26 protein-coding genes are annotated in these 26,395 nt (G+C 61.4%); 13 read left to right on the forward strand and 13 right to left on the reverse strand.

Features of this window, described 5'->3' with window-relative positions; all coding sequences use genetic code 11:
• Positions 1 to 45 precede the first annotated feature (45 nt).
• From KF821_03680 to KF821_03690, 3 genes are read left to right on the forward strand one after another with little or no spacing between them, the layout of a single operon-like run.
• A complete protein-coding gene (locus KF821_03680) occupies positions 46 to 414 on the forward strand; it encodes a response regulator (protein ID MBX3004911.1) in 369 nt (122 codons plus the stop codon).
• Positions 415 to 463: 49 nt separating this feature from the next.
• Positions 464 to 1,480 carry a hypothetical protein gene (locus KF821_03685; protein ID MBX3004912.1) on the forward strand — a complete coding sequence of 339 codons (1,017 nt, stop codon included), beginning with the start codon at positions 464 to 466 and terminating at the stop codon, positions 1,478 to 1,480.
• Between the two features lie 19 nt (positions 1,481 to 1,499).
• A complete protein-coding gene (locus KF821_03690; GenBank protein MBX3004913.1) occupies positions 1,500 to 2,291 on the forward strand; it encodes a hypothetical protein in 792 nt (263 codons plus the stop codon).
• A gap of 4 nt (positions 2,292 to 2,295) precedes the next feature.
• On the opposite strand, the gene KF821_03695 is transcribed toward KF821_03690, so the two are convergent.
• On the reverse strand, positions 2,296 to 2,940 hold the full coding sequence (locus tag KF821_03695) for a site-2 protease family protein (GenBank protein ID MBX3004914.1): 645 nt from the start codon (positions 2,938 to 2,940) through the stop codon (positions 2,296 to 2,298).
• Positions 2,941 to 2,989: 49 nt separating this feature from the next.
• Here KF821_03695 and KF821_03700 point away from each other — a divergent pair, with 49 nt between their 5' ends.
• The 5 genes from KF821_03700 to KF821_03720 all read left to right on the forward strand — a co-directional run bounded on the left by KF821_03700 (position 2,990) and on the right by KF821_03720 (position 7,636).
• Positions 2,990 to 3,184, forward strand: coding sequence for a DUF951 domain-containing protein (locus tag KF821_03700; GenBank protein MBX3004915.1), 195 nt, complete (start codon positions 2,990 to 2,992; stop codon positions 3,182 to 3,184).
• Positions 3,185 to 3,253: 69 nt separating this feature from the next.
• Complete coding sequence (rsmI, locus tag KF821_03705) at positions 3,254 to 4,099, forward strand: 16S rRNA (cytidine(1402)-2'-O)-methyltransferase (GenBank protein ID MBX3004916.1); 846 nt, start codon at positions 3,254 to 3,256, stop codon at positions 4,097 to 4,099.
• A complete protein-coding gene (locus KF821_03710) occupies positions 4,086 to 5,138 on the forward strand; it encodes a bifunctional phosphoglucose/phosphomannose isomerase (GenBank protein ID MBX3004917.1) in 1,053 nt (350 codons plus the stop codon). The genes rsmI and KF821_03710 overlap by 14 nt, the downstream gene beginning before the upstream one ends.
• 6 nt (positions 5,139 to 5,144) lie before the next feature.
• Complete coding sequence (locus tag KF821_03715; protein MBX3004918.1) at positions 5,145 to 6,584, forward strand: MBOAT family protein; 1,440 nt, start codon at positions 5,145 to 5,147, stop codon at positions 6,582 to 6,584.
• A gap of 2 nt (positions 6,585 to 6,586) precedes the next feature.
• Positions 6,587 to 7,636 carry a DUF1574 family protein gene (locus KF821_03720; protein MBX3004919.1) on the forward strand — a complete coding sequence of 350 codons (1,050 nt, stop codon included), beginning with the start codon at positions 6,587 to 6,589 and terminating at the stop codon, positions 7,634 to 7,636.
• A gap of 6 nt (positions 7,637 to 7,642) precedes the next feature.
• Here KF821_03720 and KF821_03725 read toward each other — a convergent pair whose 3' ends face one another.
• Genes KF821_03725 through KF821_03745 form a run of 5 tightly spaced genes read right to left on the reverse strand, consistent with a single transcriptional unit; the run spans position 7,643 to position 12,597 of the window.
• Entirely contained in the window at positions 7,643 to 9,283 is a 1,641-nt protein-coding gene (locus KF821_03725; protein ID MBX3004920.1) for a hypothetical protein, read from the reverse strand.
• Complete coding sequence (locus KF821_03730) at positions 9,283 to 10,512, reverse strand: acetyl-CoA C-acetyltransferase (protein MBX3004921.1); 1,230 nt, start codon at positions 10,510 to 10,512, stop codon at positions 9,283 to 9,285. The genes KF821_03725 and KF821_03730 overlap by 1 nt, the downstream gene beginning before the upstream one ends.
• A 36-nt stretch (positions 10,513 to 10,548) precedes the next feature.
• Positions 10,549 to 11,157, reverse strand: a complete 609-nt coding sequence (locus tag KF821_03735; GenBank protein MBX3004922.1) for a methyltransferase domain-containing protein — start codon at positions 11,155 to 11,157, stop codon at positions 10,549 to 10,551.
• Positions 11,150 to 11,875 carry a methyltransferase domain-containing protein gene (locus KF821_03740; protein MBX3004923.1) on the reverse strand — a complete coding sequence of 242 codons (726 nt, stop codon included), beginning with the start codon at positions 11,873 to 11,875 and terminating at the stop codon, positions 11,150 to 11,152. Before KF821_03740 ends, KF821_03735 begins: the two co-directional genes overlap by 8 nt.
• Positions 11,875 to 12,597, reverse strand: coding sequence for a glycosyltransferase (locus KF821_03745; GenBank protein ID MBX3004924.1), 723 nt, complete (start codon positions 12,595 to 12,597; stop codon positions 11,875 to 11,877). The genes KF821_03740 and KF821_03745 overlap by 1 nt, the downstream gene beginning before the upstream one ends.
• A 54-nt stretch (positions 12,598 to 12,651) precedes the next feature.
• Between KF821_03745 and KF821_03750 the strand changes: the two genes are divergently transcribed.
• Positions 12,652 to 13,557: a DMT family transporter gene (locus KF821_03750; protein ID MBX3004925.1), complete on the forward strand. Its 906-nt coding sequence runs from the start codon at positions 12,652 to 12,654 to the stop codon at positions 13,555 to 13,557.
• A 15-nt stretch (positions 13,558 to 13,572) separates the two neighbouring features.
• On the forward strand, positions 13,573 to 14,451 hold the full coding sequence (locus KF821_03755) for a dihydrodipicolinate synthase family protein (GenBank protein MBX3004926.1): 879 nt from the start codon (positions 13,573 to 13,575) through the stop codon (positions 14,449 to 14,451).
• A 9-nt stretch (positions 14,452 to 14,460) separates the two neighbouring features.
• On the opposite strand, the gene KF821_03760 is transcribed toward KF821_03755, so the two are convergent.
• Positions 14,461 to 15,456 carry a LacI family DNA-binding transcriptional regulator gene (locus KF821_03760; protein MBX3004927.1) on the reverse strand — a complete coding sequence of 332 codons (996 nt, stop codon included), beginning with the start codon at positions 15,454 to 15,456 and terminating at the stop codon, positions 14,461 to 14,463.
• A 90-nt stretch (positions 15,457 to 15,546) separates the two neighbouring features.
• Between KF821_03760 and KF821_03765 the strand changes: the two genes are divergently transcribed.
• Both KF821_03765 and KF821_03770 read left to right on the forward strand, forming a co-directional pair.
• Positions 15,547 to 16,908, forward strand: a complete 1,362-nt coding sequence (locus tag KF821_03765) for an FAD-binding oxidoreductase (protein ID MBX3004928.1) — start codon at positions 15,547 to 15,549, stop codon at positions 16,906 to 16,908.
• Positions 16,909 to 16,943: 35 nt separating this feature from the next.
• Entirely contained in the window at positions 16,944 to 17,507 is a 564-nt protein-coding gene (locus tag KF821_03770; GenBank protein MBX3004929.1) for a restriction endonuclease, read from the forward strand.
• A 150-nt stretch (positions 17,508 to 17,657) separates the two neighbouring features.
• Here KF821_03770 and KF821_03775 read toward each other — a convergent pair whose 3' ends face one another.
• Positions 17,658 to 18,956 (reverse strand): hypothetical protein, encoded by a 1,299-nt coding sequence (locus tag KF821_03775; GenBank protein ID MBX3004930.1) that lies wholly within the window; start codon positions 18,954 to 18,956, stop codon positions 17,658 to 17,660.
• Between the two features lie 217 nt (positions 18,957 to 19,173).
• Between KF821_03775 and KF821_03780 the strand changes: the two genes are divergently transcribed.
• Positions 19,174 to 20,493 carry a DEAD/DEAH box helicase gene (locus tag KF821_03780; GenBank protein ID MBX3004931.1) on the forward strand — a complete coding sequence of 440 codons (1,320 nt, stop codon included), beginning with the start codon at positions 19,174 to 19,176 and terminating at the stop codon, positions 20,491 to 20,493.
• Positions 20,494 to 20,525: 32 nt separating this feature from the next.
• Here KF821_03780 and KF821_03785 read toward each other — a convergent pair whose 3' ends face one another.
• The 5 genes from KF821_03785 to KF821_03805 all read right to left on the reverse strand — a co-directional run bounded on the left by KF821_03785 (position 20,526) and on the right by KF821_03805 (position 26,394).
• Positions 20,526 to 20,996 (reverse strand): hypothetical protein, encoded by a 471-nt coding sequence (locus KF821_03785; protein ID MBX3004932.1) that lies wholly within the window; start codon positions 20,994 to 20,996, stop codon positions 20,526 to 20,528.
• A 9-nt stretch (positions 20,997 to 21,005) separates the two neighbouring features.
• Positions 21,006 to 21,308 (reverse strand): hypothetical protein, encoded by a 303-nt coding sequence (locus KF821_03790; protein MBX3004933.1) that lies wholly within the window; start codon positions 21,306 to 21,308, stop codon positions 21,006 to 21,008.
• Positions 21,309 to 21,316: 8 nt separating this feature from the next.
• A complete protein-coding gene (locus KF821_03795) occupies positions 21,317 to 21,685 on the reverse strand; it encodes a methionine-R-sulfoxide reductase (GenBank protein ID MBX3004934.1) in 369 nt (122 codons plus the stop codon).
• A gap of 8 nt (positions 21,686 to 21,693) precedes the next feature.
• Positions 21,694 to 25,104: a class I tRNA ligase family protein gene (locus KF821_03800; protein MBX3004935.1), complete on the reverse strand. Its 3,411-nt coding sequence runs from the start codon at positions 25,102 to 25,104 to the stop codon at positions 21,694 to 21,696.
• Positions 25,105 to 25,548: 444 nt separating this feature from the next.
• The gene (locus KF821_03805; protein MBX3004936.1) at positions 25,549 to 26,394 is read right to left on the reverse strand and encodes a hypothetical protein; all 846 of its coding nucleotides are present in this window, start codon (positions 26,392 to 26,394) and stop codon (positions 25,549 to 25,551) included.
• Position 26,395 lies beyond the last annotated feature (1 nt).

Consider the following 26,395-nt stretch of genomic DNA (forward strand, 5'->3'; position numbering starts at 1 on the left):
GCCGGCGGCCAGCGGGCTGGCCCTATCAGGTATCATTGGTGCCTTATGGCAAATATCCTCTTCGTTGACGATGAGCCGTTGACACGTAAGCTGCTCACCCAGGCAGCTACCATCATGGGCCACCAGGCGATTACCGCCGCCAGCGAAGAGGAGGCCCTGCGCCTGGCGCAGGAGGCGCGCCCGGATCTGATCGTTACCGATGTGAATCTGAACGGCCGGCGCAGCCTGGAAATGATCCAGCAGCTGCACACGGCGCCCGATACGCGTAACATTCCGATCGTTACGCTTTCGGCCCTGAATTTAAGCGAAATCCAGTCCGAGGCACGCGCCAGTGGCGCGGTGGCCTCGCTGGAAAAACCCATTCGTCTGCAAGCATTGTTAGAGGTAATTGGTGAGTACGCTCCAAAAAAATGAACCCCTCCCCTTGGTTGTCATGCATGGGGACCAGACTGGCGAGGAATTATTGCAAGAAACCCTGCGCGTAGCCGATGCGCTGGGCGTCACCTTTGATTTTCAACATTTCGATCTGAGCCTGCAGAACCGCGAAGCCACGCAGAACGCAGTGGTGCACGCCGCCGGAGAAGCGATGGTGGCGGGCCGCTACGGCCTCAAGGCTGCGACGATCACCCCGGAGAGCGGCAGCCTGGGCAGCCCGAATGCGATCCTGCGCAACACGATGAAGGCACAGGTGATCCTGCGCACCGGCCGGCGCATCCCCAATGTGCTGCCGGTGGCCGGTGTGCACGCCCCGATCGCCGTGGCGCGCATGGCGGTGGAAGATGCCTATGGCGCCAAAGAATGGCGCGAGAGCGTGGATGGTGACGAGGTGGCCTACCGCACTTCGCAGATCCACCGCTCCACCTGCCAGGCGGTGGCCGAGTTTGCCTTCTTGTACGCCAAGAAGAACGGCGCCACCGTGTTCGGCGGGCCGAAGTTTACCGTCAGCCCGATCTATGAAGGCATGTTCAAAGAAGAGATGGACGCCGCCGCCCAGCGCCATCCAGAGGTGGAGTACCGCCCCTTGCTGATCGACGCCACGCTGGCCTTGCTGTTGCAGGCCAACGGCCAGGCGCTGGTGATCCCGGCGCTCAACCGCGATGGCGATCTGCTCTCCGATCTGATCCTGCAGATGTTTGGCAGCATTGCCGGCTCAGAGAGCCTGGTGCTGGCGGTGGATAGCGCGACACAGAGTGTGAAAGCGGTGATGGCCGAAGCGCCGCACGGCACCGCCCCTGCGCTGGAAGGCAAAGACATCGCCAACCCGATGGGCATGATCCTGGCGCTGGGCGCGCTGCTCAGCTATGCGCCGGGCAAGGCCTACGAACAAGCCTCACGGGCGATCTACGAAGCCGTCTTCGAAGCGATCCACAGCGGGCACGCCACCACCGATCTGGGCGGGCACCTGGGCACCAAAGCCTTCACCGATGAGATCATCCAACGCGTCGGCACCAAACTCGAAGTGTGGTCTGCCCTCGCCTAGCGTCACGGCCCGGCCCGCTATGCGCATTTTTCTGGCTGCCCTCAGTCTGCTGTTGGTAGCACGCTGCGGGCAGCCAGCCGCGTTAACACCGCCCGCCGCGCTACCCACGGCCAGCCTGGCACCGGCCGTCGCTGCCACGCAAACAATTTTTATTGCAAAAACAGGAACTATTGCAATAGATATTGATACTATCGATGTACGCAGCCCGGGGCCGGATTCGGTGCTCACCTCCCCCATCCAACTGCACGCTACGCTGGCCGGCGGGGCAATGGACCATGCCGAAGTGAGCCTGCTGGACGCCAGCGGCCGCATTCTGGCACGCCAGGTGCTGCCAGTGGTGGATAGCTCCCTACATGTGAGCCTGCCGTTTGAGATCAGCCGCAGCCCGCAGCCGGCACGCCTGGTGCTGCGCACACAAGACGCCTACGGCCGCACCCAGGCGCTGCGCTCGCTGGCGGTGACCCTGCTGGCCGAAGGCAGCCCCAGCCTGCACGCGCCGGAAGAGCGCCCCGCGCTGCAACTGAGCCAGCCCAGCGCAGGCCAAAGCCTGAGCAGTGGGCGCATCCTAATCCAGGGCGATAGCGCCGGCACGCAGCCACTGAGCATCACGGCGATTGGGCGCAATGGCCGCGTGCTGGCGGCCGGCAGCGTCTACCCGCAGCCCACGGCCAGCGGCGCGAATGCCTTCGCAACCAGCCTGGCCCTGACGGTAAGCGAGCCTACCTGGGTGCAAATTGCGCTCAGTGAGTACGCCGCTGCAGGGGAAATGCCGACCCGTTTTATTGCAGTGGAAGTGCTGCTACTGCCCTAGCGGGCTAGCCGCCCATTAGCACGCGGTAGAGCTGGATCATCGGCTGCCACACCAAATAGCCCAGCACATCGATGCCCAAGCGCGGCAACAGGAAGATCGCCGCCAACAAGATCAGCGAGCCATAGGGGCGGATGCGTTCCATGAAGGCTTTGCCGCTGGGCGGCAGAAAGAAGGTGAAGATCTTCTCGCCATCCAGAGGAAACACCGGGATCAGGTTGAACAGCATCAACAGCAAGTTGATATAGACGAACGCATCGAGCAACTGGAAGGCCGTAGGCAGCAACGCGCCGGCACGCAGATCCATCACCACCCAATTCATCTGAAAAGGAATCGCCGCCAGCAGCGCCAGCAGGAAGTTGCTCAGCGGGCCGGCCAGCGCCACCAGCATCGGCGCGGCGGGGTGGCGGCGCTCGAGGGCGGCGGGGTTGACCATCACCGGCTTGGCCCAGCCGATGCCGGCGATCAATAGTAACAGCGAGCCGATCGGATCAAGGTGCGCCAGCGGGTTGAGCGTCAGACGCCCTTGCGAGCGCGGGGTATCGTCGCCGAGGCGATCTGCGGCAAAGGCGTGCGCAAATTCATGCACAGTGAAGGCCACCACCAATACGATGGCCCGCGCGATCAATTCTGAGGGGCTGAGACCGAACATGGCAGGATTATAACCAGCCCGCACGCCGTGATACCATACCCCGCACACCATGCTGCCGGAACTCAAGCTCGACGATGTAGTACGTTTGCACAAAGTACACCCGTGCGGCAGCACCGATTGGAAGGTGGTGCGCCTGGGTGCAGATATTGGCCTGGTGTGCCTGGGCTGTGGCCGCCGCGTCCTGCTGGAGCGGCGCAAACTGGCCCACCGTATGAAAAAGATCCTCAGCGAAGAAGAAAAGTGATCCATCGATCGATCGGTCAGCCCCTCGTCAGACGAAAGTGCTTGACCGAATCGGTAGTGGTTTCGATCTATGTCGATTTTATTTCTTGTCGCCACGCCCATCGGCAACCTTGAAGATATGAGCCCGCGGGCGATACGTGTGCTGCGCGAAGTGCAACTCATCGCCGCCGAAGATACCCGCCATAGCCGCAAGCTACTGACCCATTTTGAGATCCACACCCCGCTGACCAGCTATTACGAGCACAACCAGCTTAGCAAGCTGGAGCGCGTGCTGGCCGCGCTGGCCGCCGGCGATGTAGCCCTGATCTCCGATGCGGGCATGCCCGGCATCAACGACCCCGGCTACCTGCTGGTGCGGGCGGCCTTGCAGGCCGGGCACCAGGTCAGCCCGGTGCCCGGGCCCAGCGCCCCGGTGGCGGCGCTGGCGGCCAGCGGCCTGCCCAGCGATCACTTCGTATATCTCGGCTACCTGCCGGCCAAAGCCAGCGAGCGCCGCGCCGCGATCGAGCAGGTGGCCGCCCTGCCCTACACGCTGATCTGGCTGGAGAGCCCGCACCGCTTGAGCGCCGCATTGGCCGACCTGCAGCGCGTGCTGGGTGAACGCCACGTGGCGGTGGCCGCCGAACTCACCAAGCTATACGAGCGCTTCTTCCGCGGCACGCTGAGCGAAGCCGCGGCATTCTACGCCAAGCAGCCGGCCCGCGGCGAATTCACCCTGGTGGTGGCAGGCGCCGAAACGCAGCCACAAGCCTGGGGCGAAGAGCAAGTAAAATCACTGCTGCAGGCCGGGCTGGCCACTACGCCGCCCTCCCAATTGGCCAAGCAGGTGGCCGCCGAGAGCGGTTGGCCGCGCAGCCAGGTGTATACCCTCCTCGAACAACTCCGCAAGGAACGTATTGACGATGAATCTGAATGACCTTGACTTGATGAAGCAGCAAGACCCCGAGAACATGATCGGCCATATCAACGGCCTGCCCGAGCAGTTGGCGGCCGCCTGGGCGCTGGGCCAACGCCTGGCCCTGCCGGCGTGGGCGGGCATCCGCCAGATCGTGGTGGCAGGCATGGGTGGCTCGGCCATCGGCGCCGATCTGCTGGCGGCCTACGCCGAGCCGCAGTTGCAGGCCAGCCTGGTCACCCATCGTGACTATGGCCTGCCGGCCTGGGTGAACGCCGATACGTTGGTGGTGTGCTCTTCACACTCCGGCAACACCGAGGAAACCTTGGCTGCCTACACGGCCGCCAAGGCCGCCGGCAGCAAAATTCTGGTGGTGTGCACCGGCGGCAAGTTAGCTGCCCTGGCCCAGCAAGATGGCCACCCCCTGTGGCAGTTCGAGCACAAGGGCCAGCCGCGCACCGCCGTGGGCTACTCGTTCGGCTTGCTGCTGGCGCTGGTGGCGCGGCTGGGCCTGTTGCCTGACCCAGGCGCCGAGCTGGCTGGCGCGGTGGCGGCGATGCAGGCGCAACAGGCCGCCTTCCTCCCCGAGGTGCCCGACACGCAAAACCCTGCAAAACGCATGGGCGGCCAACTGATCGGCCGCTGGGTCACGATATACGGCGCCGGCCTGATGGCGCCGGTGGCGCGCCGCTGGAAGGCGCAGCTCAACGAGAATTCAAAGGCCGCCGCCAGCTTTGAAGTCATTCCTGAGACCAATCACAACGCTTTGCAAGGGCTAATGCAGCCCGAAGCGCAATTCAACGCCAGCATGGCGCTGTTCCTGCTGGCCGCGCAGGATGATGCACGCAACCGCAAGCGCACCGAGCTTACCCGCAACGCGGTGATGGTGGAGGGCCAGAACACCGACATGATCCGCGCACAAGGGGACACGCGCATGGCCAACCTGTGGACGGCGCTGCACTATGGCGATTACGTCAGCTTCTATCTGGCGATGGGCTATGGCTACGACCCCACCCCGGTGCCGGCCCTGGCGGCGTTCAAGCAAGCGATGGCCGGTTAAAAGTACATGCAGTTTGCTTCACTGCAGTTCGCCGTCTTCATACCGCTGTTAGCGCTGGTCTACTTTGCATTGCCCCCGCGCCATCGCTGGGCGGCCCTGCTGCTGGCGAGCGTGTATTTTTACATGAGCTTTATCCCAGTGTATGTGTTGCTGGCGCTAGCGCTCAGCCTGCTGGACTATTGGGGTGCGCTGGCGCTGGAACGCAGCCCGGTGGCCAAGCGGCGCGGGCTGTACCTGAGCCTGATCGCGATACACCTGCTGGCCTTACTGTGGCTCAAGTACAACAACTTCCTCGGTGAAAATCTGAGCAGCCTGCTGGGCCGCGACTTCACGGCGTCCGGCTGGCTGGCGCCGGTGGGCCTCTCGTACCAGACGCTGATGTCGATCAGCTATCTGAGCGAAGTGCATGCGGGGCGCTTCCCGGCGGCGCGCAAGCTGCACACTGTGGCGCTGTACCTGTTGTTCTTCCCGCAGCTACTGGCCGGGCCGATCGAGCGCCCGCAGCACACCATGCCGCAGTTCGAAGCCGGGCAAGGTTTTGACTACGCCCGCGTGACAGACGGTTTAAAGCGCATGGCGTTTGGTTTCTTCAAGAAGCTGGTGGTTGCCGACCGCCTGGCCGTGATCGTGGGCACGGTGTATGGCAATGTGCGCGCCTTTGACGGGCCGCAGTTGATGCTGGCCACGCTGCTGTACGCCTGGCAAATTTATTACGACTTCTCCGGCTATACGGATATTGCCCTCGGCACGGCGCAGCTCTTTGGCATCCGCCTGAGCGAGAATTTCAAACAGCCGTACTTCTCACGTTCAGTGACCGAGTTCTGGCAACGCTGGCACATCTCGCTCTCCACCTGGCTACGCGATTATTTATATTTCCCACTGGCGCGCAAACTGCGCTCGCCGCGCTGGCGCTGGCTAGCGCTCTTCACCACCTTCGCGATCAGCGGGCTGTGGCATGGCGCGGCGTGGACCTTTGCGGTGTGGGGTGCTTTGCATGGCCTATTCATGATCGTGGAATTGTGGCTCAAGCGCCCTGGGGCGCCGGCGCCTTCCTCGCCCTGGCTGGAGGCAGCCAAGACCATCGCCACCTTCACCGCGGTGAGCTTTGCGTGGATCTTCTTCCGTGCCGCTGATCTGAACGACGCCGGATATATCGTCACCCATCTGTTCAGCAACCTGCCAGCCTGGGCCGCCAACCTCACCTCGCCGGCCTTTTTCAAAGACGCGTTGGTGCACATGGGCTTTAGCCTCTCCAGCCTGGTGATCGTGCTGATCAGCCTGCCCTTACTTTGGCTGCTGGATCGCATGCAAAGCCAGCAGGATCTGTTGGAGCGCCTGAACCGGCTCGGCCGGGTGCCGCGCTGGGCAGTGTATTACTTGCTGGTGGTGGCGATTGCCTTTTTGGGCATGTACGGCGCATCCGGATTCATTTACTTTCAGTTTTAGCCATGAAACGTCTGCTCAGCAAACTCGCCTTGTTATTTGTGCCCGTCTTCCTGTTGGTAGGCCTGGTGAATTATGTAGTGGACCCCTCGCTGCTGTTTGGCACCGGCCGCGTGGAGCGCGAGATGGCGCAGGCCATGCTCAACGAGCAAAACATTGCCAATATCTTGAATTATGATCATCGCTTGTTGCAAAAATTCTACTTTGCCGGCCTGCAACAAACGCCGGACATGGTTGTCTTAGGCTCCAGCCGCAGCATGCTGGTGCGGGCAAGCTATTTCCCCGGCCAGCGCCTGTACAACGCCGCGGTGGCCGGAGGCAGCGTGGAAGATTTCCTCGCCATCGATCAAGTGATGCGCAACAATGGGCACAGGCCGAAAACAGTGATCCTGGATATCAGCCCCTGGGTGTTTAACCGCCAGAATGGGCAAACACGCTGGCGCAGCCTGGCCAGCGAATACTTCCAAGCGCTAGACCGCCTGGGGATCGACCATGGCCTGGACGAGTACTGGCGCAGCCTGGACGTGGAGAAATACTCCGCCTTGTTTTCGCTGCCGTATTTGCAAGAGTCGCTTCGCTGGGCCAATCGAGAAAACAGCTATTACTTCACCGAGCGCAGCCATACCGGCGAGGTGCTCAAGCTTAGCGATGGCTCGCGCGTCTATGGAGACGAAGAAGAGAAGCGCAGCGCGGCTGAACTGCAGAAGCTAGTGAGCACGGCGGTAGATAATCTGAGCCCATTCAACCAGCTCGATCCGTTCTTTATGCAGGTGTTCGAAACTTTTGTGGCCGGCTTGCAAGCCGAAGGCGTGGAGGTGGTGTTCTTCTTAGCCCCCTATCCGCCTGCGATGTACGCAGCAGACGCCATGCAGCCCGGCGCACAAGCAGTTGAGCAATACTTGCATAGCTTCGCGGCTCGACACGGCATCACGGTGGTGGGTTCGTATGACCCAGCGGCGCTGGGTTGCGATGCCAGCGAATTCTACGACGCGGTGCACCCGCGCCCCAGCTGCATTGCCAAGCTGGGCCTCGAGGCGCTGGCCGGCGGGCACTAGCCCGGCTTAGGGCCGCGCGCCCAACTGGGGGGCGCGCTGCAGCAGGTTCAAGTAGAAGCGGCTGGCAGGTTTCGGCCCCGGCACGATGTGCTCGCGGTTGGTGCGGATCGGCGTGGGGTCCTCCCAGGTGATCTGCAGGCCACGGTCAGCACCTGGGGTCAGTTGCTCTACTACATAGGGCAGGCCCTGCGCATCCAATGCGATCAGGATCCAATTGTCTTTGCGCAGATTGCCACCGCGGTTGGCTTCCAAATAGCCTTCATGGCGGATGGCCCAGTATTCTGCCAGATCGGTACTGAGAAACGCGCACAGCAGATCAGGCTGGCCATACAGCATTTCGAGGCTGGGGCCACAGCCCGAATTGCTCAGCACGCGATCGATAAAGATGAACACCGTGCCCGGCTGCACCTGCGGCACAACCTCCAGCAGGCCGCGATAGAGCACATTTTCCGGCAGCTCGCGCTCGGCCAGAAACTGGTAACGAGCCGTGCTCTCTACGCCGCTATATGAAACCAGCACGGCGAGTACGGCCGCGGCTAGCACCCGCCAAACCCCCGGCTTCGCCAGATGATAGGCCAGCACCCCTAAGGGCATCAACCCAAAGACGGAGGAGGAGAACACGCGCCCCACCGGGCCGTAGCCCGCCGCGGCGTAAGGAACAAAGCCAAAAATAAAGAACCAAATCAGCGCCGCGGCGAGGAAGAAGCGCCGTGGCTGAGGCACGCCGCGCCGGGCTTGGCTGAGCAGCAACCCCAGGCCAAACAGTTGCAGCAGGATCACCGCAGCGAGCATCAGCGCCAACCAGATAGCCTGCGGTGCTGACCACGAGGGAGTGCGGATACCGAAGAAATAGCCGGGCAGCCGCTCGGCAATGCGCTGCACAATCTCCCAGGCTGCGCCCAAATTCACGGCCGGGTGGGCCATTGCCTCACTGGCCTGGGCCGCCTGGGCGGCGTAGAAGCGAAACAGCAGCAGCCCGAAGACGCCCGAGAACACGGCCAAACCCAGATATTGCCAGGCACGGCCGCGGCGCTTGTCGCGCTCCAGCGGCCAAGCGAGCAAGAGCAGGCCGGGGAAGAGCAACAAGGCATTCTCGTAGGTGATGATCGAAAGCACGAAGAGCAAGAAGCTGGCAATCAGCCAGCGCACTTTTTTGCCGGCCGCCCAGTTTTGCAGCGCCAAGCCCGCCAAAAAGAAGAAGATCAGCGAGATGCGCCCATTATCGGTGGACACCTTGAAGGCCAAGGGGAGCGAGATCCAATTGGTGAACAACACAAAAGCCAGCAATGCGAATAGGTACTTCGGGCGACGCTCATTGGGCCAGACGCGGCTCAGCAGCCGGGTGGCCAGCAAAGCCACCACCAGCAGCAGTACGAAGGACAGTGTATGGATGAGCAAAGGCTGGTAGCCGACCAGCTTATAGAGATAGTTCCAATACAGGGCTTCGATGGCGCGCCCGTTGTCTTGATAATACATTTGCCAGGCAAGCTCGTGATTGTAGCCATCGGCATAGCGGAAGAGCAGAAATTCTTCGCCAAACAGATAGCGCGGCACGATGCCGAGAGCCGCTGCCAGGCCAATCAACCCCAAACCGGTCAAGCCTGCCCGAAACCAAAATGAATCTCGCAGCTTGAACACAGCCGCCATTAGCTCTCGAGCCACTCCACGATCGTGGCTTCGCCCTGCCCCACGCCGACGCACAACGTAGCCAGGCCATAGAAGGGCCGCGGCATGCTGGGGGCACGGCGGCGCATTTCGTGCAGCAAGGTGGTGAGAATGCGCGCCCCGGAGCAGCCCAGTGGATGTCCGAGGGCGATCGCGCCGCCATTCACGTTAGTGATCTCTTCGCTGATGCCCAGTTCGCGCAACACGGCCAGCGATTGCACCGCGAACGCTTCGTTGAGCTCAACCAGGCCGATGTCGCTGACGGTCAGGCCGGCGCGAGCCAGCGCCTTGCGCACGGCGGGCACCGGGCCCATGCCCATGGTGCGCGGCGGCACGCCAGCGGCGGCCGAGGCGACGATGCGTGCCATCGGCTTGAGCCCGAGGGCGGCGGCCTTCTCAGCGCTGGTGAGCAAGAGAGCCGAAGCGCCATCGTTCAGGCCGGAGGAGTTGCCTGCGGTGACCGTGCCATCTTTGCGGAAGGCCGGGCGCAGCTTGGCCAGGCTCTCCAGGCTGGTATCGCGGCGTGGGCGCTCGTCGGTAGCCACCAGAATCGGATCGCCCTTACGCTGCGGCACCGGCACGGGCACAATTTCATCTGTGAAGCGCCCGGCATCCATCGCGGCGATGGCGCGCTGGTGGCTTTGCAAGGCGAAGCGATCCTGCTCTTCACGCGAGATCGGCGTGGCATCGTAGATATTTTCGGCCGTCTCCCCCATCGAGTCGTTGCCGAACATCTCTTTGAGTTTGGCATTGGGGAAACGCCAGCCCAGCGTGGTATCCCACATGGTCACATTGCCATATTCGTAGCCTTGGGCGGCCTTGGCCACCGCATAGGGTGAGCGCGTCATGCTTTCCACGCCGGCGGCGATGTACATATCGCCATCGCCGGCTTTGATGGCGCGTGCCGCGGCGTTGACTGCGCTCAGGCCGGAGGCGCACAGGCGGTTAAGCGTCACCGCAGGCACCTCTACCGGGAAGTTAGCCAGGAGCACCGCCATGCGGGCCACGTTGCGGTTGTCTTCGCCGGCCTGGTTGGCGCAGCCCATATAGACTTCTTCCACTTCAGCGGGGTTCACCCCGGTGCGCGCCACCAAGGCTTGTAATACCAAGGCAGCCATATCATCGGGGCGCACCGCAGCCAGCACGCCGCCGAGCGCGCCAATAGGGGTGCGCACGCCGTCAATGATCACTGCTTCATTTTGGTGGGTCATAGGGCAATTCTAACGGCTAATTGATGGTGCACTATGCTAGCGGGTTTTCTGTGCCAGTACGCCAATAAATGTACCGAACAGGTACGAGGTGTGGCGCACCGGCTGCAGCCCGGCGCCGGCCAGCAGGCTGCGCAATTGTGCCAGGCTGTACACGCGCCCCAGCCAGGCGCGCGTGCGCGCAGAGGGCAGCAGGCGCAGCAGCCCGGCCAGCCCGTACCGGCTAGGCACCCCGACGAAGACCATGCCGCCAGGCTTGGCCAGGCGCGCCATGCAGGCCACGGCCTGCTCGGGGTTATCAATCTCCTCGATCGAAGAGGAGTTCCACACTAAATCCAACGACTCGGGTTGAATCGCCGGGCGGAATAGATCGGTCAGCAGGAAGGCGGCCTGAAACGCGGGAATGTGTGCCTGGCGGTAATCCTCAAGGTTTAGATCGGCGGCGATGCTCAGGCCCACCTGCGGAAACTGGCTGAGCAAGTGCGCGGCAAAGCCGCTGCCGCAGGCTACTTCGGCCAGGCGCAACCCCTGGCGCCCTTCCAGCACGGCGCGCTGCAGGAAGCTCACCAGACCACGGTTCATTTGCAAACGCAGCCATTGGTAGGGGCGCGTAGCTTCCAGGGCATCCAACCAGATTCGTTCAGTCATTTTTTCTCACCACCACCAATACGGAAGTGCCGATGGGTAAGTTTACCCAGCGCAGCACTTGCATTTCCAACCACGAGAGCCAGTATAAGGGTTCATTGATTAGGCCAGGGAAAAGGCGCACATCGGAGCGACTGACGCCTTGACCGGGTTTGTTAAACAGCTTGCGCAGGGCCATCAAAGGAAATAAAAGGAAGAAGAGATAGCTGCCCCGCAGAAACTGCACCGGCTGGCCGGCGAACAGGCTGCGCAGTTGCGTGAGATTGAAGCGGCGTACGGAGTTGACCGCGCGGTCGTGCTCACTGTAGAGCCACTGGTGGGCGGCCATCAGGAACAGGGCCTGGCCGCCGGGGCGTAGCACGCGCAGAGCATTCGCAACCAACTCGTGCGGATTCACCGAACCGACCTCGAGCACATCAATGCAAGTGAGCAGATCGAAGCTATTGGCGGCAAAGGGCAACTGGTTGCCGCTGGCGCGCAGCACTGGGCCAACCTGGCGCGCCTGGCTGAAGCGCACGGCTTCGCTGGCGTAATCCAAGCCGGTGACCTGGTAGCCGGCACGCTGCAGCGCGCTGAGCAGGCCGCCGGTGCCACAGCCCAGCTCCAGCAGGCGCTGGCCGGAAGGCGTGGGCAGCAAGCGCCGCACCGCCAAGTGAACCGCGCGCAGCCACCACAAGCGCTGCTCGGCAGCATGCAGATACTGGTATTCAGCCGCCTGCATTAATCTCGCCCGGTGAGGAAACGCAGGCGCAGGCTAAAGATCCGCAGGATATAGCGCAACCCGGTGATAAAAAAGCTGATCAGCGAAGGGGCCGATTTGGACACACCCACGCTGCGATCGCGAAAGGCATAGCCGACCTCTTTGATGCGCAGGCCGGCGCGATGGGCATCGTAGATAAACTCAATGAAATAATCGCCGTACCCAAAAGGAATCAAGGTGACGTAATCGAACACTTCTCGGCGAATGGCAATGAAACCGCTGTCGTAATCGCGCACCGCATTGTTGAGCACGATACGCGCCAAGGCGTTGATCGCGCGGCTGGCCAGGGTGCGCACGGGGTGGCGGTTATCGCTGCCGCCTTCCACATAGCGCGAGCCGATAGCAATGTGATCGTGATCCAACTGCTCGATCAGCTGGTTCATCACCGCCGCGGGCATGGTCATGTCGGCATCCATCCAGCCGAGAATATCGCCACGCGCCTCAAGGATGCCGCGATGGAAAGCGGCGGCCAGGCCGCGCGCTTTGCGGCGGATCAGGCGCAGGTTGGGATGCTGCAGCGCCGCCACCAGATCGGCAGTGCCATCCGGTGAGGCATCATCCACCACGATGACTTCCAGCGGGGCCGGGATGGCGGCATACAACGCTTCGATCAGGGCAGTGATGTGCTCTTTCTCGTTATAGGTAGGGACAATGATGGAAACCAGGCTATCTTTGGGGCGCATAGACCCCCAAGTATAAATTATCCCTAGCGTATACTTGCAGCTTCGGAGATTTCTATGCCCATGCGATTCATTGGTGAGTTGGCCGGGCTGGCGACGGCGATTTTCTTTGCTGGTGGCGCCAGCTTCTTTACATTGAGCTCGCGCCTGGCGGGCTCACAAGTGGTCAACCGCACGCGCTTGCTGGCGGCCACCCTGATCCTGCTAATGATCCACTCCCTGCTGTATGGTGGCCCGATCCCGCAGGCGGAGGACACGCGCTGGATCTGGCTGGGCCTCTCCGGTGTGATCGGCCTGACCTTGGGCGATGCGGCGTTGTTCCAGGCCTTCGTGCAGTTGGGAGCGCGCCTCACCATGCTGGTCTTCAGCACCGCCCCTGTAGTGGCGGCCATCCTGGGCTATTTCCTCTTCGGCGAAACCCTCGGCGCGCTGCAATTGCTGGGCATGCTGCTGAGTCTGGGCGGTGTACTGTGGGTCGTCTCGGAGCAAGAAGGCGGCGAGCGCGGCCATGCCGAGCGGCGTGTGTATCTGGCCGGGCTCGGCTTCGCCTTCCTGGCGGCGCTGGGGCAGGCGCTGGGCACGATCACAGCCAAGTTTGGCCTGGCGGGTGAGTTCCCGGCGCTTTCGGCACAAGTGATGCGCATGCTGGCGGCCACGGGCAGCATTTGGCTGTTTGCCATCCTGCGCCGCCAAGTTAGGCCTACGCTGCGCACACTGCGCAGCCAGCCCAAAGCTTTGGGGCTGCTGCTGATCGGTGCGCTGTTCGGCCCGATCAGCGGGGTATGGCTCTCCTTGGTTTCGATCCAGAATACGGAGGTGGGCGTTGCCAGCACGCTGATCGCCATGGTGCCGATCTTCCTGCTGCCGATCGGCTATTTCGTCTTCAAGGAGAAGCTGAGCGTGCGCGGGATTGCTGGCACGCTGCTGGCATTGGCGGGAGTAGGCATCTTGTTCCTCGCATGACCTTATAATCAGGCCATGCCCTCCCCAAACCTCACCCATCCATTATCCGGCGTGTACGCCGCGGCGGTCACTCCACTGCACCCTGACGATACGCCGGATCTGGCCGCCTGGCCAGCGCTGCTAGGCTTCTTGGCCGAGCGCGGCGCCCACGGAGCGCTGCTGCTCGGCACCACCGGCGAGGGCACCAGCTTCTCGGCCGCGGAGCGCGTGGCGATCTTCAAGGCGGCCGCGGCGGCCCGCCCCGAGGAGTTTCGCCTGCTAGCGGGCACGGGCACGCCTAGCCTGAGTGAGACGATTGCGCTCAACCAGACGGCCTACGAACTAGGCTTTGAGGCGACGGTAGTGCTGCCGCCCTATTTTGTGCGCAACGCCAGCGAAGACGGCTTGTTTGATTGGTATAGCCAAGTGATCGAACGCAGTGTGCCTGAGGGCCGCTGGCTGCTGGGTTATCACATCCCTGCGCTGAGCGGCGTGCCGCTGCCGCTCAGCCTGCTGCAGCGCCTGCACGCCGCCTACCCTACGCGCTTTGCCGGCTTGAAAGACTCCACAGGCGATCTGGCTTCCGCCGCGGCGTATGCCGCGGGGCTGCCGGGCTGCGCGGTGCTGGTGGGCAACGACAAGCTGATGACCAGCGGCCTGCAAGCCGGTGCGGCCGGGGCGATCACGGCGCTGGCCAACCTGCGCTGCGGTGAACTGCGCGCGGTTTACGAGGGCTTCTTGTGGAACACGGATGCCAGCGAGCACCAGGCCACGCTGGACGCGGCGCGTGCGGCGATGGACGCCATGCCGCCAGCGCCGGCCTACCTCAAGGCGATGCTGCACACGCAACACGGCCTGCCGCACTGGCCAGTGCGCAGCCCGCTGCGTAACTTCTCTGCCGAGCAGGTGCAATAGCCCCGCGCGCTAGGCAGATTCGCGGATCACCAGTTCGGAAGGAAGTATCTTTGAGAGCGGCTGTGTTGGCTGGCGCCCGATCAGCTGCATGAGCATATCCACCGCGTGGCGCCCCAACTCAGCAATCGGCTGCGCAATGGTGGTGAGCGCTGGCTTGTGGTTGGCTGCAAAGGGCGCGTCATCAAAACCCACGATGGCCACATCCTGTGGCACACGCATGCCCTGCTCGTGTAGGTAACGGATGGCTCCGGCGGCCATGGCATCGTTAGTGGCAAAGACCGCATCTGGCCTGTAGGGCGCGATCTTTTGCATGGCCGTATACCCGCCCTCTTCTACAAAACCACCCGCGGCAATCAGGTTCTCGTCCACCGTTATGCCTGCCTCGCCCAGCGCGGCACGGTAAGCCTCGAGGCGCTGGCGCTGAACCAGAGTGCCCTCCACGCCGGTGATGGTGGCAATCCGCTTATGGCCAGTTGCGATGAGGTAGTTGATGGCCCGGCGGGTGCCCTCTTCATTATCAATATCCACATAGTTAACCGGCAGTGTGCCCGGATAACGGCCAATGAGGACAAAAGGGATCTGCGACTGGTGCAGTGCGGCGACGATCGGATCACGGTCTTGTAGGGAGGAGACAATCACCCCGTCAAGAAGGTCGTTGCTCAGGATCTGGGTAATGCTTCTGCGTTCGTGTTCTGGCTCGCCCAACCAAAGCATCACCGAGTGATTGAGCTGATTGCTGTGATGGGTGACACTTTGCACCAGAATTGGGAAGAAGGGCTCGCCGAACAGGCTGGAGACGCGAATGGGAATCACCAGGCCAATTACGCTGGTGCGGCCGCCAGCCAGCTTGCGGGCGGCGCGATTGGGCACGTAGTTATTTGAAGAAACTACCTCGAGCACACGCTGGCGCGTACTGTCCTTGACATTGGGGTCATTGTTGATCACCCGAGAAACGGTGGAACGCGAAACCCCTGCTTGTCTGGCGATTTCTTCAATCCTGCTCATTGCCTCCCCAGCCAAGGTACATAGTGATGATCGGGTGTGCACAAAAATTATAACGCTTACACCCCCGGCAACTTGTGGTTGAATCGTCCAATGAGCAAACAATCTGCCGAGATCGTGATTTGTGGCGCCGGGATTTTGGGCGTTAGCACGGCCTATGCCCTGGCACAGCAGGGCATAAAAGATATCGTCATGATCGACGAGCGCCCGCCACTGACGCTCACCTCGGATAAATCCAGCGAGTGCTACCGCAACTGGTGGCCTGGCCCGGGCGATGCGATGGTGCAGTTGATGAACCGCAGCATCACACTGATGGAAGCACGCGCCGCGGCCTGCAACAACATGTTCAAGCTCAACCGGCGCGGTTACCTCTACGTCACCACCGATGCGCAGCAGATCGCGGGTTTGCGCGCCGCGGCCGCGGAGGCCGCGCAATTGGGCGCCGGCGCCCTGCGTGAGCACGCCGCGGGCAGCGCCAGCTACCAGCCGCAGCATGCCGAGGGCTATGAAGGGCCTGACGGCTCAGACCTGATCACAGACCCGGCACTGATCCAGCAACACTTTCCCTACCTGGCACCGGAGACGGCAGGCGTGTTGCATGTGCGCCGGGCTGGCTGGCTGAGCGCGCAGAGTTATGGCATGTGGATGTGGGAGCAAGCGCGTGCGGCTGGCGTTAAGCTGATCACAGGCTGCGTGGTGGGCGTAGACATCCAAAACGGTGCGGTGAGTGCGGTGCGTTTGGCCGATGGCACCGTCATTGAGACCAGCACCTTTGTAAATGCCGCCGGGCCGCACATTGCCTCAGTGGGCAAGCTGCTGGGTATTGAAGTGCCCGTCTATAACGAACTGCACCTCAAGGCGGCCTTTAACGACAACTTGGCGGCGGTGGGGCGAGATGCGCCGCTGGTGATCTGTGCCGATGAGCAGGAGTTGCCCTGGGGCGAGGACGAGCGCGCCATGCTGGCCGAGGATCCTGAGACGGCCTGGCTGCTCGGCCGCTTGCCTTCCGGCGCCCACACGCGCCCAGAAGGCGATGCCGCCGCACAAAGTATCCTGATCCTGTGGGATGTGCACAACGAGAAAGTAGAGCCCAGCTTCCCGATCGCAGACGACCCGCTGTACGCCGAAACGGCGATCCGCGGCCTAGGGCGCATTCTGCCCGGCATGCGCGGCTACCTGGAGCGCATGCCGCGCCCCAGCGTGGATGGCGGCTACTACACCAAAACGCAGGAGAACCGCCCGCTGGCCGGGCCGCTGGGCGTGCAGGGCGCCTATATCATCGGCGCGGCGTCTGGCTACGGCATCATGGCCGCCGCCGGCCTGGCGGAGCTGGTGGCTGGGCACATTAGCGGGGGCGAGCTACCCGGCTATGCCCCGCTATTTAGCCTGCAACGTTATGAGGATGCTAGCTACCAAGCGTTACTAGCCAACTGGGGCGAGAGCTGGCAGTTGTAGATAGCAAGTGATCAACGACAGGCAGGAGGGAGAGTATGCCTAGGCGAAAACGCAACACATCTGACGCAGCTGAGCTTGTTTGGAACATGGCATGGCTTATCTTGCTGGGTTTGTTTGGCACCCTGCCCTGGCTGCGTTCCCTGGCCTATGTCTTGATCGGCGCTGGGGTAGTGGTAGTAATTTGGCGGCTGGTACGCTACTTCAAGTTCACCCGTCCATTGAACATCGCCCAGGTCGACGAGATGAGCGGGCCAGAATTTGAGCGCTTTATTGCAAAGTTATTAGCCTACCAAGGATATGAGGTTAGGTGCATTGGTGGGCTTGATGATTATGGTGTTGACCTGATCGCCAGCCGCGGTGGCCGCAAACACGCCATACAAGCCAAACGTTGGAAGCAACCGGTAAGCATAGAGGCGGTGCGCGCCGCCATTGCAGGCATGGCTTATCACCACTGTGATCGCGCCGTAGTGATTACGAGTAGCCACTTCACTAGACCCGCCAAAGAGTTGGCGAGGGGGACCCAGTGTTTACTGATTGACCGCCAGCAGCTCGCCTTAGAGATTGGCAAATGGCAGCAGGCACAAAAACCTAGCTCCTAGACTATGCCCTAGCGCGCTACCAAGATGCTAGCTACCAGCGGCGCGGCTAACTGGGGCGAGAGCTGGCAGTTGTAAACACCAGTGATCAGTGATGAGTAATCAGTAATAAGGAACCGGTAACTCAGTAACTGATTGGTTCCTAGCAGTTACCTATCCCGCCCACATATCAAAGCTAAACAGCGCTGCCATGATGCTCATCAAGAGCAGGCTAACCATGCTCCAGGAGCGGTCAAAGGCGGCATGCTTGCCGGCACGCGCCAACAACAGGAATACCGAAGGCGCCACGAGAATGTAACGATACATCCCCTGCGCCTGACCACTGGTGAAGGAGACGAACACCACCGCCAGGCCGAACAAAGCCAGATCCGGATGGCGGCGCAAACCGAGCAGGCAGGCCACAAAGCCGGAGAGGATGCCGGCTAGCTCCAGCGCGTAGTACGCCGAGGATTGCGACACGCCGGCACGCAGAGTCTCGAGCACCACGCCCCAGTTGTAAACGGTCTTACCCCATTCCAGCAAACCGCGGCCAAACCACACATCTTCCACAATGGTGAAGGCCTGCCCATAGTACGAGATACGCCACAGGCCAAAGGCCAGCACGGGTGCAGAGACCGTCAGCAGGCCAGCTAGCGCCCGCCAGGAGAATTGCTTAGGCTGCAACTGTTTCCATGCCCCACTTTGCACCCAGTGATACAGCAGCGGCAGCACCAGCAAAACGCCCACCGCACGCGCATAGGTAGCCAGCACAGCCAGTGCAGCCGCCCAGGCGAACCGCTTGCGCCGCGCCATCACGAGCGACCAGAAGGCCAGCCCCACAAACAAGCCCTCGGTATACACCTGTGCGAGGAAGAACCCGCTGGGGAAGATGACCAAATAGAAAGCCGCCCGCAACCCACCCTCTTCGCCCAGCTCATCTTTGGCCAACTGATACAAGGCCAGCATGCCCGCCAGCGCGCCCAGCAGCGAGATGGTGACGCCGGCCAGGCTGGCGGTGGCGACCGGGTTCATACCCAGCAAACTAAGCGGCGCGCTAAGGGCGCGCATGCTCAGCGGGTACAAGGGGAAGAAGGCCAGGCTCATCGAGAGGCGTTCGCCAGGCGCCACGCTGGCCGGCGGGCTGAAGGGCCAGAATGGCAGTTGTGCATTGGCGCTATCAAAGTAGCCATCCACCTGGCGGATATTGCTGGAATGGTAGCCCTCGTTGGCAATCGCCAGATAAAACTCTGAATCCCAGGATACATGGGTATTCAGAAAAGGTTCGTTCAGGTAGAGCTTATCAGCCTGGGCACCGGCGCGCGTCTCTTGCGGCGTCCATTCAATAGCATAGTCCGGCCGCGCCAGCTCCAGCCGGGCGGGCAGATAGGCCTGGAAGGCGAGCATTGCAAAAACCCAACCGGCCCAGATCCAGGCCACGGTGCGATGAGCGGGAGTATTGAAAAATGAGCGCATGATGATTCCTTGCTAAAAGATGGCGAACTATACACCAGTCTGCTTGACATTCGGGCACTTCCCCTGTATGCTCTCACGGTCTTATTCAACTATCGTTATTCGGCAGTCGCTGCTGTTCTGCGCCAACACCTGGCAACGTTGTCTTTGAACTCAGTCTGGAAGCCGCCACGTCCGTGGCGGGACACCCCATAGACTTCTGAATACACAAAGGAATACTGTGAAATTTTCTGAGTTCAACCTTGATTCGCGCCTGTCGAAGGGCATTCAACGCGCCGGCTACACGCAGCCCACGCCGATCCAGGAACAGGCCATCCCCGTAGCGCTTGAAGGCTACGACATCATCGGCACGGCGCAAACCGGCACCGGCAAGACCGCAGCCTTCGTGCTGCCGATCCTGAACAAGCTGCTGGATGGGCCGCGCAACCAATCGCGCGCCCTGATCGTGACGCCGACGCGTGAGCTGGCCGAACAAATTCGCGAAACCATCGTCACCCTGGCCAGCGGCACCAGCCTGCGCTGCGTCACGGTGTATGGCGGCGTGGGTTCGCGCCCACAGATCGAAGCGCTGCGCCGCGGCGCTGAGATCATCGTGGCCTGCCCCGGCCGCCTGCTCGATCTGGCCAACCAGAACGCGGCGCGCCTGAACCGCATCGAGATGCTGGTGCTGGATGAAGCCGATCGCATGTTTGATATGGGCTTTCTACCAGATGTGAAGCGCATCATCCAGCTCTTGCCACCCAAGCGCCAGAACATGCTGTTCTCGGCCACCTTCCCCAAAGAGGTCGAGGACCTGGCAAAGAGCTTGCTGCACAATCCCAAGCGTGTGGCTGTGGGCATCAGTGCCCCGGCCAACACGGTAGCCCATTCGCTGTACCCGCTGCCGCGCCACTTGAAGACGCAAATGCTGCTGGAGATGCTCAAGCGCTCGGATGCCGAGTCAGTGCTGGTATTCACGCGCACCAAGCACCGCGCACAGAAAGTAACGCGCCAACTGGAGCGCGAAGGCTTCATGGCCACCGCGCTGCACGGTAACCGCACGCAGAGCCAGCGCCAGTCAGCGCTTAAGGGCTTCCGCGATGGCCGCTACCAGGTAATGGTAGCGACTGATATTGCCGCCCGCGGCCTGGATATCGAGAGCATCAAGCTGGTGGTCAATTATGACATGCCGGATACTACGGATGCCTACATCCACCGTATCGGCCGCACCGGCCGCGCTCAGCGCACCGGCGAAGCCTTTACGCTGGTAGTAAATGAGGATGACCGTGACATGCTGCGCGCCCTGGAGCGCGTGATGGGCAAGATCGAGACCCGCAAGCTGGATGGCTTCGATTACAGCGCCAAGGCCGCCCCCGAAGTGGTGGCCGCCAATCAGCCGCGCGTCAAGCCCAGCGCCGCCCCGCAAGGCCGCCGGCCCAGCCCGGCGCCACAGGGACGCAAGCCGAGCCCCGCCCCGCAGAACCGCCCGGGCCGTTCACGCTCGGCGCGCAAACACCGCGAGAACGACCAGTACGCCAAGCGGCTGGCTTCCTACAAGTAAAAAACGGCTCCCATACGGGAGCCGTTTTTCTTTTACGTCTGCGCCTTGCGAACCACATACATCATCATGTGGCCGTTGTGGGCATTGAGCCATTTGGAGTTCATCAGCCATTTGCGTAGGCGCCAGCCCTGCGGCCATTCAAAAACTTTACTGAGCCAAGACAGCTCATCCTTGACGCCCTTGTAGCCGCCATACTGGTATCGGGCAATCACTTCAAAGCTGTGTTGCTTGAGCAGCTGGGTGAACTCTTTGGCGGAGTAGACGTACTGATAGAACGGCATGTTCTCGCTACCCGGGCGGCCGTAAAGACCCAAGCGCACCTTCAGGCGGCGCAGGAAGTTGAGATAGGGCACGGAAATGCACGCCACGCCATCCTGGGCGAGGATGCGATGACATTCTTTCAAAAAGAGCTGCGGCCCTTCAGGCAGGTGCTCCATTACGCCGAGTGAGATATAGCCGCGGTAATAGCCATCCGGCACGTCCATGGCGGTAACATCGGCCACGCGAAAGGGCTACTCTGGGAAGCGTTCGTTGAGGAAACGAATCGTATCTTCGGCATAATCGACCCCTTCGGCATCGAAGCCACGCTGACGCAGGGCGATGACATATTGGCCCAGGCCACAGCCTGCCTCCAGAATTTTGCCGTTTTTGGGCAAGTGGCGCGGGAAGATCTCAGTGTAATAGTCGAGCTCGCCCTTAGCGGCTCCAGCAAACAAGCGCTCGGTATCCTGGGTCTTCCATACGGCATCCCAGTGCTGCGCGGTAGCCGCCTGGCGGTAATAGACCAGGCGGCCCTTGATAAAGATGCGTTGCACCGCAGGCATTATTTCGGTTCCGCGGGTACGAACTTCATTGAGATGGAGTTGACGCAGTGGCGCGTGTTGGTGGGCGTGAAGCCCTCGCCTTCGAAGACGTGGCCTAGGTGGCCGCCGCAGTTGGCGCAGGTGATCTCGACACGGTAGCCATCTGGGTCTGGGTGGCGGGCCACGGCGCCGGGGATCTCCGCGTCGAAGGCGGGCCAGCCGCAGTGAGCGTCAAACTTGGTTTCCGAGCCAAACAGCGGCGCGTCACACTGGCGGCAGACGTAGGTGCCGGCGGCGTAGTGGCGGTCGTACTCGCCGGTGAAGGGCATCTCGGTGCCCTTGCGGAGGATGATGCGCTGCTCTTCGGGCGTAAGTGGATTCAGTTTCATCTTTCACCTCAGGCTTTCACTACCGCCAAGGTTACCGTAGCGCCATCCACTTTGTGCTCCTCAGTGTAGGCACCCGCCGGTGCCGGGCCGGCGGTCAGCTCCAGGCTGAGCGTCTCAGACTTGATCGTCTCGGCCCAATCGGCCAGCACAGTTGCCAGCTCGCCATCCACGCTGTAGTAGGTGCGGATACGGTCTTCGATGTTGAAGTCCGCCTTCTTGCGCATGTCTTGAATGCGGCGCACCAGCTCGCGGGCGGTGCCTTCGGCGCGCAGCTCCGGCGTGAGGGCGGTATCCAGCCCCACTGTTACGCCCTTGTCAGCGGCAACGGCCAAGCCCTCGGCGGGCTGGCTGTTGACAATGACCTCGTCGGCGGCGAGCTCAATCTCGCTGCCGTCCAGCATGAGTTGCACAGGTTCGCCAGCCGCCACGCGGGCGGCGACGGCCGCCGCGTCGAGCGCGTTCAGCGCGCCGCGCAGCTTGGGGAAATCTGCCCCAAAGCGTGGGCCGAGCTTGGCGTTGTTGGGCTGCAAGCTGTAGGTAACCAGCTGGCCGGCTTGTTCAACGAATGTGATTTCTTTGACATTGAGCTCGTCTTTGACAATCTCAATCAAATAATCTGTTAATCGATTAATCCCGCTGGACGAGTGTACAAGCGCGGCAGACAGCGGCTGGCGCACTTTCAAATTCGCGGCGCCGCGGGCGCTGAGGCCGAGGCTGGCCACCTGGCGGGCGAGACCCATCTCAGTGATGAGAGTCTCGTCGATGGCGGCGGTGTCGGCCTGCGGATACAGGGTCATGTGCACACTGCTGTAGGCGGCCTCGGTGTGGGCGGCGACCAGGTTCTGGTACATCTCCTCCACCACGAAGGGGGTCAGCGGCGCGATGGTGCGGATGAGCTTGACCAGCACATGCCACAGGGTGGTGTAGGCAGCCTGCTTGTCACCGTCCTGCTCGCTGCGCCAGAAGCGGCGGCGGCTGCGGCGCACGTACCAGTTGGACATATCATCAATCAGGGATTCGACGGCCAGGGTGACGCCGAAGGCATCCCAGTTGTTTAGTCGATTGGTCGACTGGTCAACGGTCTGATTGAGGCGGGCCAAAATCCATTTATCCAATGGGTTATCGGACGCGGGCGTGGGCCCTTCGGGGTGATTGGGGTCGAAGGCGGCGAAGCTCGGCGTCCAGCCATCCAGGCGGGCGTAGGTGACGAAGAAGCTGTAGATGTTCCACAGTGGGATCAGGAAGCGGCGGCGCACATCGTCGGCCTTGTTGTAGCCAAAGAGCAGGTTGTTCTCCGGCTTCTGGGCGCAGTACATCCAGCGCATCACATCCACGCCCATGATGTCGGCGGCCTGGCTGAACTCAATAGAGTTGCCCTTGCTCTTGTGCATCGACTCGCCCTGCTCATCCAGCAAGGTGCTGTAGCTGAACAGATTCTTGAACGGCGCGGTCTCGGCCACCACGGTACCCATGGCGAGCATGCTGTAGAACCAGTTGCGGAACTGGCCAGGGAAGCTCTCGCTGATCCAATCGGCGGGGAACCACTGCTGCCAGTACTCAGGCTCGCTGCGGTAGCGCAGGGTGCTCATGCTGACGATGCCGGCATCCAGCCAGGGGTTGCCCACGTCGGGGATGCGGCTCATGCTGCCGCCGCATTCGCAGGTGAGCTTAACGGCATCGATGTACGGGCGGTGCGGCGTGTGCCCGGCGAAGGTTTCGTAGCCGGCGCTGGCGCGCTCGGCCAGCTCATCCTCGCTGCCGACCACGGTGTGCTCTTTGCAGGTATCGCATACCCAGATGGGCAGCGCCAGGCCCCAGTAGCGCTTCTTGCTAATCATCCAGTCGTGCATGTTGCGTAGCCAGTCCATCTCACGCGCGTGGCCGAACTCCGGCACCCAGCGGATCTGGTCGACCACATCCATGATCTGATAGCGCAGATTGTTGGCCTTCTCTTCGGCGGTCAGCTCTTCACGCGGCTTGTCGAAGCTCTGCCCCATGCTGATGAACCACTCGTCTACTACGCGCCAGACCAGCTCGGTCTTGCAACGCCAGCAGGTAGGATAGCGGTGCGTGTATGGCTCGTACTTATATAGAAGGCCCTTTTCTTCAAGCAGCTTGGCAACCGTGTCAGGCACTTCAGCGGTGGTCATTCCGGTGAGCTGACCGAAACCGTCCACGATGCGGGCTTCGTCGTCAATGGGCACGATGATGGGCAGCTTGTTCTGCAGGCCGAGCTGGTAGTCCTCGGCGCCAGCGCCGGGGGCGATGTGCACGATGCCGGTACCCTCAGCCTCGCCGACCTCATCCCAGAGGATGACGCGGTGGGCCTCCTTGGCGGATTGGGTGACGCCCTTCACCAGGTCGCGCAGCTCCAGGTGGCCGCCGGGCTCGTTGGCGGCGGGCAGGTCATCGAAGGGGCCGTCGTAGGCCCAGCCTTCCATGTCGCTGCCCTTGAGCTCTGCGAGGACTTCGTGCTCGCCCTTGAGCATGGACAGCGTGCCCTTGGAGAGATAGTAGACGTCCTCGCCCTGGCGCACCTTCACATAATCCAGTTCCGGGCCGACGGCGGCGGCGACGTTGCTGGTCAGCGTCCACGGAGTGGTGGTCCAAGCCAGCAGGTATTCGCTCTGGCGGCCACGCAGCGGCATGCGGAAGGTGATGGACTTGTGCGTGACTTCTTTGTAGCCATCGCTCTCAATCTCGTGCTGGCTGATGCCGGTGGCGCAACGCGGGCACCACGGCATGGAGTCTGCACCGCGGTAGAGCCAGCCCTTCTCCCAGCACTTCTTGAGGAAGGCCCAGATCATGTAGTTGTTCTCATCGCTGAAGGTGAAGTAGCTGCCGCCGAGCTCAGGCAGGCCGAGGTGGCCGACGACCTGCTCGACGTTGCCGGCCGCTCCACCGGCGGGGCCGGCGTAGGCGATCTCTTGCTTGGGGTCAGCGGCGAGCTGGTCAGCTAACCAGCGCAACTGGTTGGGGTCATCCCACTCCATCCAATAGCCCAGGCGGATGGACTGCTCGGTCTGCACGGCGGCGAAGCGCAGCACGCGTTCTTTGCAACGCAAGACGAACTGGTCGAGCCCGTAGGCCTCGATGTCGCGCTTGCTGGCGAACTTGAGCTCCTTCTCGACCTCGACCTCGACCCACAGGCCCTGGCAGTCAAAGCCCTGCTGGTAACGCAGTTGGCGGCCCTGCATGGCGTAGTAGCGGTTGTAGAGATCCTTATAGGTGCGGCCCCAGCCGTGATGCACGCCCATGGGGTTGTTGGCGGTGATGGGGCCGTCAATGAAGCTCCACGGCTTGGCGCCGGCGCGCAGGGCACGCAGCTTGGTGAGCGAGCGGTCTTGCTGCCAGAAAGCCAGCGTCTCGTGCTCCTGGGCGATGAAATCTACTTTGTTGGGTACTTCTTTGAATGCCATGTTTCTCCTAGATGCAATTGATTAATCGGTTAGTCCATTAATCCGTGTCAATTGCTGCTGAGCGGAAACAAAAAAGCGCTCGCCCCATGTGTTGCCAAGCAACACATGGGACGAGCGCTAGCCCGCGGTACCACCCATGTTCCTGCGCTCAGCTAGCCGCAGGCAACTTAGTCGTCTTGGTAACGGGGTACGAGCCCGGCGCACTTAGTGGTGGACAGCTTACAGTCTACAGTTGACAGAAGCTATCCATGTTCAGGTTGCGTACAACAGAGGGATGTTCGGCCACGTGCGCTGGCCCGGCTTGCACTATCCCGGGCTCGCTAGCAGCAGGTACGTGGCGTACTCGGCTCTGAGGTGTGCAAATTATGCCATAGAGTTAGGAACATAAGGAGCCGGGGCGCGGAGGTAAGCTGCCTTAGGATACAGGGCTTGCACAGTGTTTTATCAGCGCTTTATGTGCTTCACGATCGCACGATCCACAATATCCCCAGTAACATAATTCACCTTTTGAGCACCGAATCTTGCAAATTCTTTATTCCAGTAATCTCGTCGAATCACACAGCCCTTTGTATTGATGTTCTCACAATCTGGAATCACCACAAGCACATCAACACCCACCAGATTGACCTCGTAGTCTTGAGAATCAACCCCAGGCCAGGTATACAAGTCATCTACAATCACCAAAAGGCACGTGTCGTAATCAGGGCAATCTGCTTTGAAATCCAATGATGCATGCCACAGACCTTCATAAACTACATCCGAGGCATAGGGTTGTTCACCTCGTGAATTTGAAGGGCTGTAGTTTGCAATCTGCGCTTGAAGTCGCTCCCTGACACTTTTTGCAACATCTGATCCATTGCGTCCTATGTCAAATCCAATAGGGATTCTGCCACTCTTGCAAAGTTTTTCAGATGTAAACCAGCTAGGCGCAACACTTGCATAGGTATCGTAGGTATATACTCGTGCTACCCTAGCCGACTCATAAGCTCGATATCCCAGCTGGAAAATACTAATCTGATCGCCGGCGTTCATAGTTTCGGGAAGGATATCTATCAAGAAGCCAAGAATGTCCTCCGTCTTGTCTCCATTGACATTGGTAAGCGGCCTGGCACGCGCCGCACCTGGATCAAATAGCACCACAATCATCTTGTACTGGCGCTCAGGGAAAGAGCAGCCAAACACAATTGGGGTTGAAGTGCTCTCTGCAACCTCAGCTATAGGTGCTCCAACACACGAAGCTAAAACCACAGCCAGTAGAGCGCCTAGTAGGCAAACAAAGCGTTTATACATC

Source organism: Anaerolineales bacterium (genome assembly GCA_019637755.1).
GTDB lineage: Bacteria > Chloroflexota > Anaerolineae > Anaerolineales > UBA11579 > JAMCZK01.

Excerpts from the sequence above, each read along its gene's own strand:
- KF821_03680 (MBX3004911.1), top strand. The coding sequence starts at position 46 with ATGGCAAATATCCTCTTCGTTGACGATGAGCCGTTGACACGTAAGCTG.
- KF821_03690 (MBX3004913.1), top strand. The coding sequence starts at position 1,500 with ATGCGCATTTTTCTGGCTGCCCTCAGTCTGCTGTTGGTAGCACGCTGC.
- KF821_03695 (MBX3004914.1), bottom strand. The coding sequence starts at position 2,940 with ATGTTCGGTCTCAGCCCCTCAGAATTGATCGCGCGGGCCATCGTATTG.
- KF821_03700 (MBX3004915.1), top strand. The coding sequence starts at position 2,990 with ATGCTGCCGGAACTCAAGCTCGACGATGTAGTACGTTTGCACAAAGTA.
- rsmI (MBX3004916.1), top strand. The coding sequence starts at position 3,254 with ATGTCGATTTTATTTCTTGTCGCCACGCCCATCGGCAACCTTGAAGAT.
- KF821_03710 (MBX3004917.1), top strand. The coding sequence starts at position 4,086 with ATGAATCTGAATGACCTTGACTTGATGAAGCAGCAAGACCCCGAGAAC.
- KF821_03715 (MBX3004918.1), top strand. The coding sequence starts at position 5,145 with ATGCAGTTTGCTTCACTGCAGTTCGCCGTCTTCATACCGCTGTTAGCG.
- KF821_03720 (MBX3004919.1), top strand. The coding sequence starts at position 6,587 with ATGAAACGTCTGCTCAGCAAACTCGCCTTGTTATTTGTGCCCGTCTTC.
- KF821_03725 (MBX3004920.1), bottom strand. The coding sequence starts at position 9,283 with ATGGCGGCTGTGTTCAAGCTGCGAGATTCATTTTGGTTTCGGGCAGGC.
- KF821_03730 (MBX3004921.1), bottom strand. The coding sequence starts at position 10,512 with ATGACCCACCAAAATGAAGCAGTGATCATTGACGGCGTGCGCACCCCT.
- KF821_03735 (MBX3004922.1), bottom strand. The coding sequence starts at position 11,157 with ATGACTGAACGAATCTGGTTGGATGCCCTGGAAGCTACGCGCCCCTAC.
- KF821_03740 (MBX3004923.1), bottom strand. The coding sequence starts at position 11,875 with ATGCAGGCGGCTGAATACCAGTATCTGCATGCTGCCGAGCAGCGCTTG.
- KF821_03745 (MBX3004924.1), bottom strand. The coding sequence starts at position 12,597 with ATGCGCCCCAAAGATAGCCTGGTTTCCATCATTGTCCCTACCTATAAC.
- KF821_03750 (MBX3004925.1), top strand. The coding sequence starts at position 12,652 with ATGCCCATGCGATTCATTGGTGAGTTGGCCGGGCTGGCGACGGCGATT.
- KF821_03755 (MBX3004926.1), top strand. The coding sequence starts at position 13,573 with ATGCCCTCCCCAAACCTCACCCATCCATTATCCGGCGTGTACGCCGCG.
- KF821_03760 (MBX3004927.1), bottom strand. The coding sequence starts at position 15,456 with ATGAGCAGGATTGAAGAAATCGCCAGACAAGCAGGGGTTTCGCGTTCC.
- KF821_03765 (MBX3004928.1), top strand. The coding sequence starts at position 15,547 with ATGAGCAAACAATCTGCCGAGATCGTGATTTGTGGCGCCGGGATTTTG.
- KF821_03770 (MBX3004929.1), top strand. The coding sequence starts at position 16,944 with ATGCCTAGGCGAAAACGCAACACATCTGACGCAGCTGAGCTTGTTTGG.
- KF821_03775 (MBX3004930.1), bottom strand. The coding sequence starts at position 18,956 with ATGCGCTCATTTTTCAATACTCCCGCTCATCGCACCGTGGCCTGGATC.
- KF821_03795 (MBX3004934.1), bottom strand. The coding sequence starts at position 21,685 with ATGAAACTGAATCCACTTACGCCCGAAGAGCAGCGCATCATCCTCCGC.
- KF821_03800 (MBX3004935.1), bottom strand. The coding sequence starts at position 25,104 with ATGGCATTCAAAGAAGTACCCAACAAAGTAGATTTCATCGCCCAGGAG.
- KF821_03805 (MBX3004936.1), bottom strand. The coding sequence starts at position 26,394 with ATGTATAAACGCTTTGTTTGCCTACTAGGCGCTCTACTGGCTGTGGTT.